Raw genomic sequence first — 17,537 nt, forward strand, 5'->3', positions numbered from 1 at the left:
ATACGATTTTTTTAGAGGAAATAAAAAAAGCCTTCCTGAACTTTTCATTCGGAAAACTTGTACATGCACCTGACTATTTGGCTGTTAGTACTTCATTTGTTAATGCTTGAATATCAATATGGGTTTTTTCCTGTACGGCGTCTTTTAATATTTCAGTGCGGAAATATTGGACAGTTGCTTCAAGTGGAATGGCTAAAAGCTTCGATAAGGCATTTTGATACATATAGACGAATTCTTTGTCAGTATTACCTCGCTTTAATTCTGCAAAAGCTTCATAGAATTGGTCCAGCTTATCCGCAAATTCAAGTAGACGCCCTTCTATCGTACTATCCTTGCCTTCTTTCATGCGCTCAAAGAAAATGGCTTGAAATTCCTCTGGGATTTCATTGCTAATAAACTTTTCCATCATCTTTTCTTCCACATGTGCTAGCATTTGCTTGAGCTCGGGGCTAGCATGTTTTACTGGGGTTTTAATGTCACCAATAAAAACTTCAGCAAAGTCATGATTAATTGTTTTTTCATATAAAGATTTCCAATCAATCTGTACGCCATTCATTTCTTCTAATGTCGCGAAAAACATCGCATATTGTGACACTTTCCAAGAATGTGCTGCCACATTATGTTCTTCAAATTTAAATCGCCCAGGGCAACGAATAATTCGTTCTAAATCATTGAGGCTTGTAAAAAATTGATGAATTCCTATAAAAATCACTCCTTTTGTTCTATAAGTGCATGTTACTATAAACAATACCCTCTTTGTAAGATTTTCAAACAATTTAACAATGATTCAATTTGTGTTTACAAAGGATTCACAATTATTGAATAAGCAGACGAAGGTTGAATGCTATAATGTAGGGGACTGATGAAAAGGGGAGTACACATCATGTTTTCCATTTATACGCTTCTTCTTTATATACATATTTTAAGTGCGGTTCTTTCGATTGGGCCATTGTTCGTTGTGTTAACGATTGTAAAAAAAATGCGTACAGCTTCAAATGGTGAAATGCCACCATATATAGAATCTTTTAAAGGGGCTATTGCCATTGTCAAACATTCAGGACATGTACTTGTAGTATCAGGTATTTTACTAATGTGGCATGCCGGTTACCATTGGGGTACTTCGTGGATTGTTCTCACTTTCCTCGTGATGCTTGCATCCATAGTATTTTTAGCCAGAGCGTTTAAACCAACATTACGGACTTTTAATACACCAGCATATAATCACCAACGATTTGTTGCTCTATTGCAGCGTAAGACGTGGATGTACATTTTGCTATTGCTCATTATGTTATGGCTAATGGTGGCAAAGCCAATTGTTTGGTAACGAGTCCTTTATTATTGAAAAATCGCACCCCGAGGAGTGCGATTTTTTAGTTTACTAAACGTTTGAAATAGCTTTTTCTTATCCATAAATAACTGATGAGGAACAGCACAAAGAAACAACAAGAACTGGCAATGGAAACTTGTAAAAATGCTGTAGAGACCATTGTACGCATAGCTAATAAAATAGTAAGTAATAGCAAAATTGCTATTGTGAACGGTACAAATATAAGAATGGCCAATTCCTTTGCAATAACAGAGGCTAATTCTTTTTTAGACAGTCCTAGCTTACGAATGCCCATATATTTTTCTTTTTCCTGTAACAATGTTGTTTGTAAATAGAAGTAAAGTATACTCATGGCTGCACTTAAGAAAATTAAACTTAACATAGAGCCAATGAAGAACATAACGCTTTTAACAAACATTTCCGAATCATATAAGTTGATTTTGGATGTAACGTAACGTTCACCAGGTAAGGATGGTATATCTTCGGTAATGGTCTTTGCTAATTCTGTATGAGCTGTCCAATTTTCTAATTCATAAATATAGGTTTTATAAACAGGGTAATCAATCGACTGATAAATAGAATCTGGCACAATGAAGTAAGTTTCCTGAAACCCTGTAGATAGTAGGTTCTTTTCGTTAATTTCAGCGAGTTTGAATGATTTTATATAACGGTCACTAGCATTGTTGGTTATCGGTGCTATACCATGATTCCCAGCAACGGCGATAAATTCATTTTCATTAAGGCTGAATTTCTTTTGTTGTAGCAGATTGTAATCAGATAATGACATATAGCCAAGGCGTTGATTTTCATCTGATTTAAATTCAATAAAATACTTGTTTGCTTTTACTGTTGCTAGCTTCGTTTCAAGTTTGTCTAAATCCTCCTTTATTAAACTGTCTTCAGCTTTTGGGTCCGCGATATATTGAAAGCTATACGGATAATTTCCTTCACTATCTTTCTGAACATTGTAATAAGAGCTAAACAAAATGCTTGTACATAGGAATACGCCACTTAACAATATGGTAATTAGAAATAGCATATTGGCATGGGATTTCATTTTTGCATTTAAATTTGACGCTAAAAGCATATTTGTTTTGCGAAGGTAAGCGGGAGACTTCTCAAATATTTCCAGAAATAGACGTAAGCCTTGAGCAATGACTAAATAAATCGTGCTAATAATGCTAGCGAAAAATAATAAATAAAAGAAAACACTTAAAGACTCTACAATGGCATGCTCAATATTTAGTAAATAAGCTAAAAGGGCGGTCATTACTATGCTAGCAGCTAATAAAATATAATGTGGTTGAATTGATTTTTCGATAACAGTATCACTTTTTAAAAGCTGTATGGAGGCTTCCTTATTAATCAATTTAGTGACGATTTTGGAAATTACCATAAATAAGATTAAAAATAAACCTATTGTTAAACCAATTGCCTGCAGAGGTATATACATACTAAATGTTTCTGCTTTTAACACTACTTTAGCGGCCATCAAGAACAGGGGAGTCATGACAAGACCGAGAACGATTGCTGCAATAATCGCCATAATTCCAATGAATAGGTTTTCGCGGAATATTAACTTTCGTACTTGTTTCATGGAAGCCCCTGTAATCATAAAAATGCCAAGAGTTTTAGACTTTTTGCGTAAAAATGCCATGATCGAATAGATGATATAAATAAATGAAAATAAATAAACAAGCATACTAGCTAGCATTAATGAAATGCCAAGTGTTGAGTCAGGATCTAGGCTTTTTAAGCTGGGATGAAAGACGATTACAGAAAATAAAAAGAATATAATGATGGAAAACATACTGCTTAGAAAATAAGACACATAAGTCCATTTATCTCGTAAAATATTTTGGATAACAATGTGGTTAAAGGTCATGTTGCCCACCACCTAGAAAAGCAAGAGTGTCCATAATTTCTTGATAAAATTGCTTGCGATTGTTGCCCCGATGTATTTCATTATATAATTTTCCATCCTTGATAAATATAATACGATTGGCAAAGCTTGCTACGTAAGGATCATGTGTCACCATGAGAATGGCAGTTTGTAGTTCTTGATTGATGGAGGTAAATAAGTCCATCACATCATTGACGGCTTTTGAGTCCAGATTCCCTGTAGGCTCATCTGCTAACAATAAGCTAGGTTCATGGATAACAGCACGAGCAATAGCTACTCGTTGCTTTTGCCCACCTGAAATTTCATAAATCCGTTTCGGTAATAGCTCCTCAATTCCAAGAAATTGCGCTACATGCTTTAAACGTTGACGCATTTTGGCGCTAGGTATGCTATCTAATGTTAGCGGCAATAAAATATTTTCCTTTACCGTTAACGTATGAACAAGGTTAAAATCCTGAAAAACAAAGCCTAATTCAGAACGTCTAAATTTTGCAAGGTCCTCATCATTTAAAACATAGGGATTTCTATTATTAATAACAATATCTCCAGCAGTGGGGCGATCAATGGTGGATACACTATTTAAAAATGTTGTTTTCCCACTTCCGGAGGGCCCCATGACTGCTACAAACTCCTGTTGCTGTAACTGGAAATCAATGCCTTTTAATGCCTTGTAGGTAATCTCCCCGATATATTCTTTTTGCAAATTGGTCACTTGAAGAATGATGTTTCCCAACTTGGAACAACTCCTTTAAATTAATTTGATAGCTATAGTATAAAAAAGGAGCGATCAATAACCCATTTCACTTGATGACGGGAATATGACAAAGTTGTCATATTCATTTTATAAGACTGCTTGAGAAATTGATGGAAAACTTAGTGTGATCATGTGAGGATTGCAAGGTGAAGGGATGGTCTAGTATAGTTAAAACCTTTTTCACTAAAAATAATCCTATGCCTGTTGCTTCTCCATTTGTTCGTCCTTTTTTGCCCGTATAAAACAAATCAAAGACACGAGAAATTTCGTTAGTAGGGATTGTCTCACCACGGTTATCGATATGCAAAAAGTCGTTGTCATAATCAATATGGACAGTGCTTGCAACTTCACTGTATTTGACAGCATTATTTAATACTTGATAAAGAACAACCTTTAACCATTTACGATCGGAGTATATCATTTGATCTTCTGCCAGCGTTAATTTTGGGAAAACCTCTTTTGTAATAAAATAATCTTTCAAATCATTCACGACTTCTTTTACAAGCTCTTTTAAAAGAATAGGCTCAATTTTTAAATCAGCTACTAAGTTTGAACTACGCTCATACGTTAATAGCTGATTGAGTGTAAATGTCAGCTTATCACATTCTTTACTAATGGTTTGCCATTGCTGTAATTCGTTAGAAGTCATGGTGGACGCTGATTGTGTAAGTAATTGAATAACAGATAGCGGTGTTTTCATTTGATGTGCAAAATGTGATAATACGAGATGCTTTTCCTCCGCTTGCTCCTCTAATTGTTGCTGTTGCGTTAAATGTAAATATTGCATTTGTCTTAGTTTTTCACTATAGGCTTGTTCGATTGAAGCTTGGGGCTCATACAGATGAAGGTCGTCCCTCGATAGATCTTCTTTTTCTAAGTGTGTATATAGTCGTCTCCTTCGGTAATAACGGCCAACAAGCCAAAGGATAAATAGAAAGCTAACGAGAAAAATAAAATAAAAATAATGCGCTGTTAAATCATCTAATGCTTGAATCATCCAAGGTAAGAGTAGGAAGCTGATACCATAAAGAATAATAATACTCATATGATCTTTAAAAAACAGCTTCATTTTTCTTCCTCCACAAGTTGATAACCTAGGCCGCGAATGGTTTTAATTTCAAGCTGAGAGTGGATAGCTTCGAATTTTCTTCGTAGACGACCAATGTTCACAGATAATGTGTTTTCCTCCACAAAGGTTTCATCATCCCAAATAGCACTTAATAGTTTTTGGCGAGCTACAACATTTGGATAGGCTTCGAACAGTAGTTTACTGAGCTGCATTTCTTTTAAAGTTAGCAGGCTCTCATTGCTATCTGTTTGGAGACGGACTGTGTCTGGGTTTAATGTGGTATTGGCTATTGTAATGGTGGATGTATCAAAGGAAGCATACTCACCATATGTACGCCGAAGTAAACCATTCACTTTTGCCATAAAGACATCTAGTGAAAATGGTTTAGTAATAAAGTCATCAGCACCATTTTCAATACCATATACTTGATCGATATCATTGACTCTAGCTGAGACAATGATGATTGGACAAGTGGAAAGCTGACGAATTTTACGTGACCAAAAATATCCATCAAAGGTCGGGAGATTGATATCCATAATGACTAAATGTGGTTGGATGTCATTGAACTCTTCTATGATGTGCTGAAACTGTTGCACTGTATGGCATTCAAACTGATATTTCGATAAATGTTCGACAATCAGTGAAGCTATATTGCTATCGTCCTCTATTATGTATATTTTGTACATATCTATCGACCCTTCCTTCGCTCTTTACTTTATAATGTACCCTTTTACCATAAATCTATAGAAGAATTGTACCTTGGAACATCAAAAAAGAGCTACCACAAACTTACTTGAAGCTATTTTTAAATAAATTCCCTGTTAGACCTTTAGAATTATAAAGAATACTTTAAGTGTGAACAGAAAGAACTAATCGAGATGTATGCTTTCTTTGAATTCAAGCGCTTTACTCAATAAAGTAAAAAATACCCAGCTGTTAAGTTTTCTTTAAGAAGTATGACGTATGATGATTGAATAGATATATTAAATTTTAAGTTAAAACATAGATAAGATTTAACGAAAAAATCATCTCAATGGGAGAAATGATCTATTGTGGGTAAATTCAAGTTAAAGTTATCATTTCTTATTGTTTGTATGACAATAATGGTTGTACTGGCGACATCTGGTGTTAGTATTTGGAGTAGCTATCAAAGTTTTAACGAAATTTTGATGGAACATTTTATGCAAGATACATACGTAAAGGGATCTTCTGCAATTAAAGACGGCTATCTAGAGGACTCGATGAAGGAAGATATTACATTAGAACCATTTTTGGAACAGGTAGCTTCAAATGAAAAGATTATTCCTTTTAGCCTGTTTCTTAAAAAGGTTTTTGTCCCTATCGTTTTAGTCATTGCTATAGTAGTGGTGCTCGCTATATGGCTAGCATTAAAAATAGTACGCCCCCTAAATGAGCTTTCGACCATGATAGAAGCTGGCGAAAACGGGCAGGGGAAAGAACATATTGCTGATTGGTATGATGAAGCAAAGTTGCTGAAAAAAAACGTACAAAATATGATGATTTGCGCAGAAAGTAAAATTACTGATTTAACGGATCAATTAAATTTAGACTCATTAACAGGTATTCCGAATCGCAGAATAATGGATCAAACTCTCCATGAATTAATTATTAATAAAGTTCCGCATTCAGTTATCTTAATTGATCTAGATGATTTTAAAAGTATAAACGATACGTATGGTCATACCGTGGGGGATGAAGTATTAAAAGCTTTCGCTCATCATATGCAGCTAAATATGGAGGAGCAAGGTATGTGCTTCAGGTATGGCGGAGAAGAGTTTATGATTATTTTGCCTTCAAGGAGTATAGATGAAGCGGTAGAACTTGCAGAAAGCTTGCGGGTTAAACAGGCCTTACAGGAAACTGCGTGTGGTAGACCTGTTACAATGTCCGCCGGAATTACTGCTTTTACACCAAATGTACAGAGCCCAAATCAATTGATAGAAATTGCAGATCATGCTCTGTATAAAGCAAAACAGTCAGGGAGAAATTGTTTATGTGTAGTACGGAATATGAGACAAATGATTATTAAATCATGAGTAAAAGCATGCTGGCTTTCTACACCAGCATGCTTTTTTGTCGTCACTCTTGGTTGTTGTTTCCTTCATAGGCAAAACATTTAACTTAGACAATAGAGTACGTTTAAAAGAACGGTAAATTTTTATAGCCTCTGCTCGGTTCCCAATATTAGCATAGTGCTTGATTAATTGCTGGACAGCTTGATCGGAATATGGATTTAACTTTAAATCTATAAGTAACGAACGTTCTAGGTTTTTGACATCCTGAACTTGTTCATAATAATGGGCTAGTTCTTTCAGTAATTGAGTAAATAATTTATTCATCAAATTTGCTTTACTAGCAATCGGGTAGGCCATCGTAGCCATAAATTCTCCACGATAGTCTTGAAGAAGTGCTTCAGCCCTTTCGATATCCAATTTTCCGGTTTGTTCTTTTTTATTCAAAATAATCTCTAAATCATTAGCGTCACATTGAATATGGTCTAATGTTAAAATATAACACCCGTTTGTATAATCGATTACCTCTAAAAAGCCCTATGCTGAAAGGGAGGAGCGAAGGTATGAGACGGTGGTATGCAGTTGAAGCCTTGCTTTATTAAAATCAGTATAATAACTCCATAGATTATCAATAATAGTGTCACGAGGCACAGGGGTATTGAGATGTAAAAAAAGTAGTGCAAACAATTCTTTCGTTTTAATAGTCCGCCAATGAGAGGTTTTCCTTCATAGGAAACAACAAATTCTCAGAAGCATTTTATTTTTAGCAATGGCTCTGAATGAAATCATGTTGGCAATGACGTTATTTTTGGCTCAAGAAGATCCTCAACCCTTTGAATAGTCGTCGCTAAGCGAGATGTTGAAACGGGCTTTAACAGGTAATCATTGAATGTAGTTCAAAGGCTTGAACAGCACAGTCTCGGTAGGCTGTAACAAAACAATATAGATGCTCTCATTCCACGATTTTAATAGTACGGCAATGTCTAATCCATTCATACTTTTCATTTCAATATCTAGAAATGCTACTTGAAAGTCCAAGCTCGGTCCCTCTATAAGTAGATCTTTTACAGATGTAAAAGTTTTAATAACCTCAAACCTATCAAATTTTTGCAAGTGTTTCTCCATACTAATAAGTGCTAAAGGCTCGTCGTCCAACAATATCGTCCGAATCAAAATAAAAAACACGACCTTTCATTTCAGTTTAGAGGTTATTAGATTGAGATATCTATCCTTTGTATGGATGTGTTAGGATTTGCTGCTGAGGTAAATGCTCAGTAATTTACCTCAGCAGACATATTTAATTTCCATGCATGTTGCCATGTTTACCTCACGATTTGAAAATGGTTTTGGATGAATTCTCAATTTTTTATGTCATCTATTTCTTCTTTTATTGCCCGTAAATAGTAAATATCTAATATAAAAAATACTAGTCTAAACGATGATTTTTCCATCTAATTGGACGATTTGTTAAAAAAATAATCGAAATTGTATAATTTTCCGTTTTTATAGTAATAATTCCTAATATCAGGCAGACAGTCCTGAGTTATTAATTTGTAAGCTTATTGTTGCTTGCATACTAGATTATTTGACTCTAGCGTGCTAACAGCAGACTTGCAAAAAATAATAAAATATTGGAGGTATTACTAAACATGAAGAAGAAAGCTTTAGCTTTAGTAGTAACATTGACCGTTGGTTTGAGCCTATATGCCAGTCCTTCCTCTGCGAAAGACAATTCCGGCAATATTCTATGGGCACTCCCTCAAATTTATAATTTAACCGTTGGAGAATTTCAACAATTGGCAGAAATGGATTCGTTTTGGTTTTATCCAGAGCAAGATTTAGTGAAGGACACATCAAATACAGAAAAAACATTGGAAGATGAATATGTCATTAAAGGCGGTGACACATTATTTTCAATCGCACGTAAAAACGATATAACAGTTGATGAATTAAAAGCATGGAATAACCTTGGTACAGATTTGATTTTTGCTGGTGAATCTTTAGCTATAAAAGCTTCGGCAGCTAAACCAAAACCTAAAACATCAGAAGCAGTTTCGACAAGGGTGGTGGCTTCAACAGCAAAAACGAAACCTGCGAGCGCTCCATCAAGTGGATCTGGTAGAACGTTAACAATGCGTGCTACAGCCTATACAGCCTATTGTGAAGGATGCTCGGGAATAACAGCGAATGGAACGGATATTCGATCTAATCCAAATTTAAAGGTAATTGCGGTTGACCCTCGTGTCATCCCGCTTGGCTCAAAGGTATGGGTAGAAGGATATGGTGAGGCGATTGCAGCTGACACGGGCGGAGCTATTAAAGGAAATAAAATTGATGTCTTTATTCCTACCGAGGGACAAGCTCTTCAATGGGGCGTCAAAACAGTAACCGTCAAAATTCTAGACTAAAACATGAAGGGATTTCTCATAGGAGAGATCCCTTTTGTGCATGTAACGACCTCGGTAAAATTAATAAAAAGTGCATAAGTATTGATTAACTTGGAAACCATCAGAAATAGAGGAGGTATTTTTATGAAAAAAATTAGCTTAATTAGCCTTTCTTTATTAGTTTTAGTTGGTGGTTGTAGTTTCTTTGATAAGAAAGAAGAAAAAGTACAAGTAAATGCATCATCCCCATTAACAGCTACTGCAAAAGTCATTGGTGCAAATAACGAAAGTTATGGGAACGCGTATTTTCAGGAAGAAGATAATGGTGTAATGATGACCCTGGCATTATCAGGCCTACCACCAGGTACACATGGAATTCACATTCATGAAGTAGGGAAATGTGAGCCCCCTAAGTTTGAATCGGCTGGTGCGCACTTTAATCCGACCAAAAAAGAGCATGGTAAGTTAAATCCAAATGGTTATCATTTAGGGGATTTACCCAATCTAGAGGTTGGTGACGATGGCAATGTCGATTTGAATTTCTTAGCAGAAGGGCTAACATTACAAAAAGATCAACCAAATTCGTTGTTAGACAGTGACGGAAGTTCAATTGTTATTCATGAATCAGCAGATGACTATAAAACAGATCCAGCAGGTAACTCTGGTGCAAGAATTGCTTGTGGCGTTATTCAATAGAATAGAAACTGTATCCAATCATCATTGGATGCAGTTTTTTAGTTTTCGTTATTTATATGCACTTTTTATACGGTTTTGAATTTAGAAATTATATGTTTTTTATAGGTAAAAAAAGGTTAATTAAATAATAAACTATTTTTGAAAATTAATAGTAATGATCAACAGTTGTATAAATATAATATTCAGAATTTACTATAAAATAATTGACACAATAATACTTAATTTGCTAATTTTATATAGATTGTAATTATTATACTCAATGAGGGGGAGAACGATGGAGAAGAAACAATTTAGATGGTTGCTTTTATTAAGTGCGTTTGCACTTATGATTTTAGCAGCATGTGGGACAGATGGCGGAAGTGGCTCTAAGGATACGGACGAGAATGCTTCGGAGTCATCCGAAAAGCCCAAGTTTTTAAGTCTATTAACAGGTGGAACACAAGGTACTTATTATGCACTTGGAGGTACATTTGCTGATCTCATTACGAAAGAAACAGATATTAAAACAACTGCTGAGGTGTCTCAGGCATCTGCTGCCAATATGACTGCTTTGCAAGAAGGTAAAGGCGAAATTGCATTTGTTCAAACGGATATTGCTTACTATGCTACGGAAGGAAAGCTTATGTTCGATGGAAAGAAAATTGATACAATTTCAGCTTTAGGTGCCCTTTATCCTGAAACAGTCCAATTAGTTACTACAGAAGCAACAGGTATTAAGACTTATGCGGATTTAAAAGGGAAAAAAGTGTCTGTAGGGGCACCTGGTTCTGGTACTTATGCGAATGCCGAGCAATTACTAGAGATTCATGGCTTAACAATGGATGATATTAAAGCTCAAAATTTAGATTTTGGGGAGTCGACAGATGGACTTCAATCAGGTCAAATTGATGCGGCATTTATTACTGCAGGTACACCAACAGGTGCAGTTGAAGCGTTAAATGCTACAACGAAAGTAAATATAGTTGGTGTAGATGCAGGTAAAGCGGATGAATTAATTGCTAAATATCCTTATTATGCAAAGGATACAGTAAAAGCAGGGACTTATGGTATTGCAGAAGATACAGAAACGGTTTCAGTTCTTGCTATGCTAGCAGTGAAAAAAGAACTACCAGAGGATGTTGTCTATGCTATGACAAAAGCTATCTATGATAATACTGATAAGATTTCTCATGATAAAGGTAAATTTATAAAAGCTGAAACAGGCTTAGATGGTATAAGTATTGACATTCATCCAGGTGCTCAAAAATACTTTGATGAGAAGAAATAGTCTAAACTATCACTAAAATATGAAGGGGCTCGAATTGCGTAAAGCTTCGAGTCTTTTTCCTACTATAAGGTGTGAGTATAGGCGAGTAGCTTTTAAAGTAGGGAGAAGGATAAAATGCAACAGAGGAAAGTTAGTATTGCAGTCATTTTAGTAATCTTCTGCTTAATTAGTGTAGTTATTCTTCCATTTCAAAAGGTATTCACCTTTACAGAAACGCGCACGGCAAATCCGAGAGTATACTACATACCAATTACTGAAAATGAAAAATTTCAAATTAGATATACCCATTCCATACATAATTCAGATGTATTCGAATCCTATCAACATGTAAAGGGAAATCGTATTAAGATGTTAGAGATGGAATATGAAGATTTAGCAATAGGTATGCCAGGCTATGCCGAGGAGGGCCAAACATTTATAGAAAGGGACGGCAAATATGTTCTTCAATTTGATGATCATCGAGTCATTGACAATTTTACCATTTTAATTGGCGATTTGGATGTAGATTTGGTATTCAACTATGAAGGCGTGGAATATGATTTAAAAAAAGATTTACAAAGGGGAAAATCCTATTTATTTGAAATAAGGCAATTATCTCTTTATGAACAGTGGAAAGGAGTAAGGATGAAATGACAACACAGGAAAAAGCAAAGAAAGAAAGAGTAGAAGAATTCGAGCAAATTTCTGCTGAAGAGCAACAAGCTATACTTGAAAAATATGATATTGAATCCAACGTAAGAACTGTAACAGGTATTATGAGGCATGTCATTTTCTATGGTCTTTTAGCATTCTCTTTGTTTCAACTTTATACAGCCATTTTCGGGCAATTCCCAGCACAAATCCAACGTACTATCCATTTAGGCTTTGGTTTGACACTTATTTTTCTACTATTCCCTGCTCGTAAAAAAGCACCAAAGCACAAAATTGCATGGTTTGATTATTTATTGGCTTTGCTTTCAATAGGGGTAGGGTCGTACTGGTCTATGAACTATACTGAGCTTGTGAATCGCAATGGCTCTATAACACAAATGGATTTTATTGTAGGTCTTATTGCTGTTTTATTAGTGCTTGAGGCCGCTCGTCGCGCAGTCGGGCTTCCAATTACGATTATTGCAGCATGTTTTTTAATCTATGCTTATTATGGTCCGTATTTTCCGGCATTTATGGCACATAGAGGACAGGATTTAGAGAGTATTGTAAACCTTATGTATTTTACAACAGACGGGATATTCGGCACCCCAATTAGTGTGTCAGCCACTTTTATATTCGTATTTTTACTCTTTGGAGCCTTTCTAGTGAAAACAGGGGTCGGTCAGTATTTTAATGATCTAGCCGTTTCGTTGGCAGGTAAATTAATAGGCGGCCCAGCAAAAGTAGCAGTCTTTTCTAGTGCTCTACAAGGTACCATTTCGGGTAGCTCTGTAGCCAATGTCGTAACATCAGGCTCCTATACGATTCCGATGATGAAAAAACTAGGCTATCGTAAAGAATTTGCAGGTGCAGTTGAAGCGGCAGCGTCAACTGGTGGTCAGCTAATGCCACCAATTATGGGGGCGGCGGCTTTCCTAATGGTAGAGTTTATTGGTCGTGGCATTACGTATTGGGATATAGCAAAGGCGGCAGCTATTCCAGCCCTTCTATACTTTACAGGTATTTGGATTATGACGCACTTTGAAGCAAAACGAGTTGGTTTAAAAGGTCTTAGAGACGATCAAATGCCTAATCGAAAGGAAGTATTTAAGAAAATCTATCTTTTATTACCGATTGTTGCGATTATCGTACTAATGTTAACGGGGACACCTGTTATGCATGCTGCATTGTATGGAATCATTATTTCCATAGGGGTTGCTATGTTTAATAAGGATACACGGCTTAAACCGATGGACGTGATAGAGGCATTGGTCGAAGGTGCTCGTACTGCGTTAGGTGTAGTGGCAGCAACAGCTTGTGCAGGGATTATTGTAGGGGTTGTTGTAAAAACAGGACTTGGTTTAAGTCTAGCCAATAGTTTAGTAGCTTTGGCTGGTGGTAGTATTATCTTGACATTAATATTTGTGATGATTGCTTCACTTATACTTGGTATGGGTGCACCAACTACCGCAAATTATGTGATTACATCGACAATCGCAGCTCCAGCGATTGTAGCATTATTATCGCCGAATACACCGCAAGAGTTAGTACCATTAGTTGTATTACTATCGGCTCACTTCTTTGTGTTCTATTTTGGTATTATTGCAGACATTACACCACCTGTAGCGTTAGCCGCCTTTGCAGCATCAGGTATTTCAGGTGGCGATCCTATTAAAACAGGTGTGAATTCAGCAAAGCTTGCTATTGCGGCATTTATTATACCGTATATGATTGTCTTTTCACCGTCTTTATTAATGATTGATACGACAGTACCACAAATAATATGGGTTGTATTTACTGCTATTACAGGAATGGTTGCCATCGGTTCGGGTGTTATTGGGTATTGGTACCGTAAACTGTACTGGTTTGAAATAATAATTGTTTTAGTTGCTGGTTTATTACTTATTTATCCAGAGAAGTTCTCGGATTGGGTAGGTTTAGGCATCTTTATTGTCATGTTTGTGATTCAAGTATTATCCCATAAAAAGGGTAGTCACAATGATCATACAAATGACAAAACGGATGTGACTGTATCGTAAATTTTTGATGTAATACAATAGTAGTCTGCTCTAATAATAGCTGGCCCACGGTTTCAGTCAGGTGCTAATAGGCAGACTTTTTTTATTATTTGGAATTAAAAGGAATAATTTGTATCTCGATTGTTCTAAAAATGAGATTGATTTTATATTAATAATGCATAATGAGTATAATTTGTTGCGTTTTATCGAAGTCCTATTGTATAATTCTTTTATCAGAAAATTCAATTAAATAAAAGAGGGGTGATACAATGGGTAAATTGTTAAATTCTAAATTTGAGACATACTTAATGGATCAAGAATTTGACCGTAAGGAAGAGGAAGAAAGAAATGAGGAGTCATTAGCAATCGTGCAATATGAGGAATATCCAGAAGGATTTTTTACAAGTTTATAATAAATACTTGATGGCTATGTTGAAAGAGATAATAACTTTTAACATAGTCCATTTTTTTGTGTCCTTGCAATTTTAAGTGGCATATAAATTTATTAAGCTACTTCATATTAATGGGTCTTACTGCGTATATACTTTTATAAAATAGATTCATGTATAATGAGAAACAAAAATGCGTATAGAGGTGTCGTTATGTCAAAAGCTATAACATTAGAAGAAACAATGCATCAATGGTTTGAACATTTTCACAAATACCCTGAAGTGAGCTGGAAGGAGTTCGAGACGACAAAAAAATTAGCGTCAATCTTAGACGAATTGAATGTTTCTTATCGCTTGCTTGGGGATGTACCTGGATTAATTGCAGAAATTGGAGCAGGTGAAGAAGTTGTTGCGGTACGTGCTGATATTGATGCTTTATGGCAAGAAGTAGATGGGAAGTGGCAGGCAAATCATTCTTGTGGACATGATGCTAATATGACTATGGTGCTTGGCGCATTATTACTACTTAAAGATCAACCATTGCAACATCGCGTCCGTTTTATTTTCCAGCCTGCCGAGGAATTAGGGAATGGTGCAGTCGCTGCTTTTGATCGAGGAGCTGTTGAGGGAGTATCACATTTATTTGGTGTACATTTAAGACCTATTGAAGAGCTACCCCTTGGTAAAGTTTCACCAGCTATTCATCATGGTGCTGCCTATTTCCTAGATGGGACTATTCAGGGAATTGACGCTCATGGGGCGAGACCGCACCAAGGGAAAAATGCTATTGATGTCATTATGGCTGTTCAACAAATGCTAAACAGTATTCATCTATCGCCTTTTGAGCCACATTCTGCCAAGTTAACAAAAATTATAGCGGATGGCGGTAGTACAAATATTATTCCAGGGAATGCTAGTTTCTCGATGGACATTCGAGCACAGCATAATCAACAACTTGAATTACTTCGTAACAAAATTGAGTCTGGCTTAAAATCAATTCAGCAACAATTTGAAATTGATATGAATTGGAAGTGGCTTGATTTCACACCAGGCGCGGAGGTGTCAACAATTGCTGCAAAAATGGCGAAAGAGGCAATTGTTCAAGCATTGGGCGAGGAATATTTAGCAGATGAAATAACGACTCCAGGCAGTGATGATTTCCATTTTTATACCGTGAAGAAGCCAGAATTAAAAGCGGCAATGATTGGAATTGGGGCAAACTTAACACCAGGATTGCACCATCCTAAAATGACATTTGATCGTAGCGCATTAATGGATGCTGCCAAAGTACTTGCCTGCGTATTAGAAAAAAAACCTGAATAAAAAAATATTTTTTTAGCTATATGAAAAATGCAATAATTTTTTCATATAGCTTTTTTTGCATGAACATTTCTTTAAATGCATGGATATTCAAGGGTTTGCGGAGCTTTTTATTGCTACTTGAAAGCGTTTTATTGCCCTAAAACAAAGGGATTTGCTAGAGAAGCATAATTTTTTTGCGTTGACTTTTAATTTTTTGAATATTAAGCTAAAAAACGTAAAAAATTATTTGCGTCTTTGAAAAACCGAAAAGGGATTTGGTGCAAAAAAAGGGGATGGAAAAATGAAAAAGGATATAAATGCGGGCTGGGCACTACTAACTTTTGCAATTATGATTATTACAATGTTGATTACAGTAGTTGTTTTAGAGCAAAGTCCTCACGTACCTCTTCTTGTCGGCACAACTGTAGCAGCAATTGTTGCCAAAATGCATGGATACAAATGGTCTGAAATTGAAGAAATGATGTATAAGGGGATACGTTTGGCATTACCTGCCATTGTCATTATTATTTTAGTAGGTTTGACAATTGGAGCATGGATTGGCGGCGGGGTCGTAGCAACGATGATTTTCTATGGCTTAAAGCTAATATCTCCAGCGTGGTTTTTAGTAACAATTATGCTCTTATGTTCCATCGTGTCATTAGCTATTGGTAGTTCGTGGTCGACGATGGCGACAATCGGTGTCGCAGGCATGGGTATTGGTTTAAGTATGGGTATTCCAGCAGCTATGATTGCCGGTGCGGTTATTTCAGGTTCTTACTTTGGAGATAAAATGTCACCATTATCAGATACAACGAATCTGGCAGCTGGTTTAACAGGTACAAATTTATTTGAACATATTAAGCATATGCTTTATACAACGATTCCAGCGTTAATTATTTCACTTGTTGTTTTCGGATTTTTGGGTAGAAAATTTGCAGATGTTTCGATGAAATCAGAAGAAATTTTAACAACGTTAAAAGTGATGGAAGAAAGCTTTGTTATTTCTCCTTTACTATTACTTGTACCAGTGGGTGTTATTGTTTTAGTAGCTAAGAAAGTACCAGCAATTCCAGCTTTAATTATTGGGATTGTATCAGGTTTCTTACTACAAATTTTTGTACAAGGCGGTTCGGCTGCAAGTGCTGTACAAGCATTACAAGCCGGATTTGAAATCTCGACAGGCAATCACATGGTAGATGATTTATTTAACCGTGGTGGTTTAGATTCTATGATGAATACGGTTTCAATGACCATTGTGGCGATGACATTTGGTGGTATTCTAGAATATTCAGGGATGTTGAAAGCCCTTATGAATGTAATCATGAAGTTTGCTAAATCTACGGGGAGCCTTATTGCTTCAACAATTGCAGCGTGTGTCACAACGAATGCAACGTGTTCAGAGCAATACATTTCAATTGTAGTCCCTTCACGGATGTTTGCAGGTGTCTATCAGCAACGAGGCCTACATTCTAAAAATCTATCTCGTGCTTTAGAAGATGGGGGAACATTAACATCTGTTTTCTTCCCATGGAATACTTGTGGTGTGTTTATTTTAGCGACATTGGGTGTAGGCGCTATGGAGTATGCACCATATGCCATTCTTAATTTCATGGTACCTATTATTTCCATCATCTATGGATATATTGGTTTTGCTATTGTTAAATTAACGCCAGAAGAAATGGCGGAAGCAGAGAAACGTAAAAAGGAACAAGAAATGGAAAACACTGATAATATGGTAATGGTTGATTAATCATATGAATTC

General features: G+C 36.0%; 17 protein-coding genes. 10 read left to right on the forward strand and 7 right to left on the reverse strand.

Annotated elements, in window-relative coordinates; all coding sequences use genetic code 11:
* Nucleotides 1-73: 73 nt before the first annotated feature.
* Complete coding sequence (locus MKX57_RS01685) at nucleotides 74-712, reverse strand: YfbR-like 5'-deoxynucleotidase (protein ID WP_008176273.1); 639 nt, start codon at nucleotides 710-712, stop codon at nucleotides 74-76.
* Nucleotides 713-883: 171 nt separating this feature from the next.
* Between MKX57_RS01685 and MKX57_RS01690 the strand changes: the two genes are divergently transcribed.
* Nucleotides 884-1,324, forward strand: a complete 441-nt coding sequence (locus MKX57_RS01690) for a DUF2269 family protein (protein WP_107921725.1) — start codon at nucleotides 884-886, stop codon at nucleotides 1,322-1,324.
* 46 nt (nucleotides 1,325-1,370) lie between these two features.
* Here MKX57_RS01690 and MKX57_RS01695 read toward each other — a convergent pair whose 3' ends face one another.
* The 4 genes from MKX57_RS01695 to MKX57_RS01710 all read right to left on the reverse strand — a co-directional run bounded on the left by MKX57_RS01695 (nucleotide 1,371) and on the right by MKX57_RS01710 (nucleotide 5,739).
* Nucleotides 1,371-3,212: an FtsX-like permease family protein gene (locus MKX57_RS01695; RefSeq protein ID WP_090002409.1), complete on the reverse strand. Its 1,842-nt coding sequence runs from the start codon at nucleotides 3,210-3,212 to the stop codon at nucleotides 1,371-1,373.
* Complete coding sequence (locus MKX57_RS01700) at nucleotides 3,202-3,963, reverse strand: ATP-binding cassette domain-containing protein (protein ID WP_008176267.1); 762 nt, start codon at nucleotides 3,961-3,963, stop codon at nucleotides 3,202-3,204. Before MKX57_RS01700 ends, MKX57_RS01695 begins: the two co-directional genes overlap by 11 nt.
* A 103-nt stretch (nucleotides 3,964-4,066) precedes the next feature.
* Entirely contained in the window at nucleotides 4,067-5,053 is a 987-nt protein-coding gene (locus MKX57_RS01705; RefSeq protein ID WP_090002411.1) for a HAMP domain-containing sensor histidine kinase, read from the reverse strand.
* A complete protein-coding gene (locus tag MKX57_RS01710) occupies nucleotides 5,050-5,739 on the reverse strand; it encodes a response regulator transcription factor (RefSeq protein WP_090002413.1) in 690 nt (229 codons plus the stop codon). The genes MKX57_RS01705 and MKX57_RS01710 overlap by 4 nt, the downstream gene beginning before the upstream one ends.
* Nucleotides 5,740-6,105: 366 nt before the next feature.
* Here MKX57_RS01710 and MKX57_RS01715 point away from each other — a divergent pair, with 366 nt between their 5' ends.
* Entirely contained in the window at nucleotides 6,106-7,110 is a 1,005-nt protein-coding gene (locus MKX57_RS01715) for a GGDEF domain-containing protein (RefSeq protein WP_089985933.1), read from the forward strand.
* On the opposite strand, the gene MKX57_RS01720 is transcribed toward MKX57_RS01715, so the two are convergent.
* Together MKX57_RS01720 and MKX57_RS01725 are read right to left on the reverse strand one after the other, a co-directional pair.
* Nucleotides 7,105-7,533: a bacterial transcriptional activator domain-containing protein gene (locus MKX57_RS01720; protein ID WP_253734871.1), complete on the reverse strand. Its 429-nt coding sequence runs from the start codon at nucleotides 7,531-7,533 to the stop codon at nucleotides 7,105-7,107. The genes MKX57_RS01715 and MKX57_RS01720 overlap by 6 nt on opposite strands.
* Before the next feature lie 435 nt (nucleotides 7,534-7,968).
* Nucleotides 7,969-8,271 (reverse strand): response regulator, encoded by a 303-nt coding sequence (locus tag MKX57_RS01725; protein ID WP_255250259.1) that lies wholly within the window; start codon nucleotides 8,269-8,271, stop codon nucleotides 7,969-7,971.
* Nucleotides 8,272-8,735: 464 nt separating this feature from the next.
* On the opposite strand from MKX57_RS01725, the gene MKX57_RS01730 reads away from it, so the two are divergent.
* The 8 genes from MKX57_RS01730 (at nucleotide 8,736) to nhaC (ending at nucleotide 17,525) form a co-directional block, all read left to right on the forward strand.
* Nucleotides 8,736-9,494 (forward strand): 3D domain-containing protein, encoded by a 759-nt coding sequence (locus MKX57_RS01730; protein WP_342550703.1) that lies wholly within the window; start codon nucleotides 8,736-8,738, stop codon nucleotides 9,492-9,494.
* A 123-nt stretch (nucleotides 9,495-9,617) separates the two neighbouring features.
* Nucleotides 9,618-10,169 carry a superoxide dismutase family protein gene (locus tag MKX57_RS01735; RefSeq protein ID WP_008176255.1) on the forward strand — a complete coding sequence of 184 codons (552 nt, stop codon included), beginning with the start codon at nucleotides 9,618-9,620 and terminating at the stop codon, nucleotides 10,167-10,169.
* Between the two features lie 274 nt (nucleotides 10,170-10,443).
* Nucleotides 10,444-11,436: a TAXI family TRAP transporter solute-binding subunit gene (locus MKX57_RS01740; protein ID WP_089985935.1), complete on the forward strand. Its 993-nt coding sequence runs from the start codon at nucleotides 10,444-10,446 to the stop codon at nucleotides 11,434-11,436.
* A 114-nt stretch (nucleotides 11,437-11,550) separates the two neighbouring features.
* Nucleotides 11,551-12,069, forward strand: a complete 519-nt coding sequence (locus MKX57_RS01745; RefSeq protein WP_089985936.1) for a DUF1850 domain-containing protein — start codon at nucleotides 11,551-11,553, stop codon at nucleotides 12,067-12,069.
* Complete coding sequence (locus MKX57_RS01750) at nucleotides 12,066-14,105, forward strand: TRAP transporter permease (protein WP_342550704.1); 2,040 nt, start codon at nucleotides 12,066-12,068, stop codon at nucleotides 14,103-14,105. The genes MKX57_RS01745 and MKX57_RS01750 overlap by 4 nt, the downstream gene beginning before the upstream one ends.
* 248 nt (nucleotides 14,106-14,353) lie before the next feature.
* Nucleotides 14,354-14,497: a hypothetical protein gene (locus MKX57_RS01755; RefSeq protein ID WP_008176247.1), complete on the forward strand. Its 144-nt coding sequence runs from the start codon at nucleotides 14,354-14,356 to the stop codon at nucleotides 14,495-14,497.
* Nucleotides 14,498-14,686: 189 nt separating this feature from the next.
* A complete protein-coding gene (locus tag MKX57_RS01760; protein WP_342531691.1) occupies nucleotides 14,687-15,796 on the forward strand; it encodes an amidohydrolase in 1,110 nt (369 codons plus the stop codon).
* Nucleotides 15,797-16,076: 280 nt separating this feature from the next.
* Nucleotides 16,077-17,525 carry a Na+/H+ antiporter NhaC gene (nhaC, locus tag MKX57_RS01765; RefSeq protein WP_008176244.1) on the forward strand — a complete coding sequence of 483 codons (1,449 nt, stop codon included), beginning with the start codon at nucleotides 16,077-16,079 and terminating at the stop codon, nucleotides 17,523-17,525.
* Nucleotides 17,526-17,537: the final 12 nt, after the last annotated feature.

This window comes from Lysinibacillus sp. FSL M8-0216 (assembly GCF_038595555.1).
In the GTDB taxonomy this organism is placed as follows: Bacteria; Bacillota; Bacilli; order Bacillales_A; family Planococcaceae; genus Lysinibacillus; species Lysinibacillus fusiformis.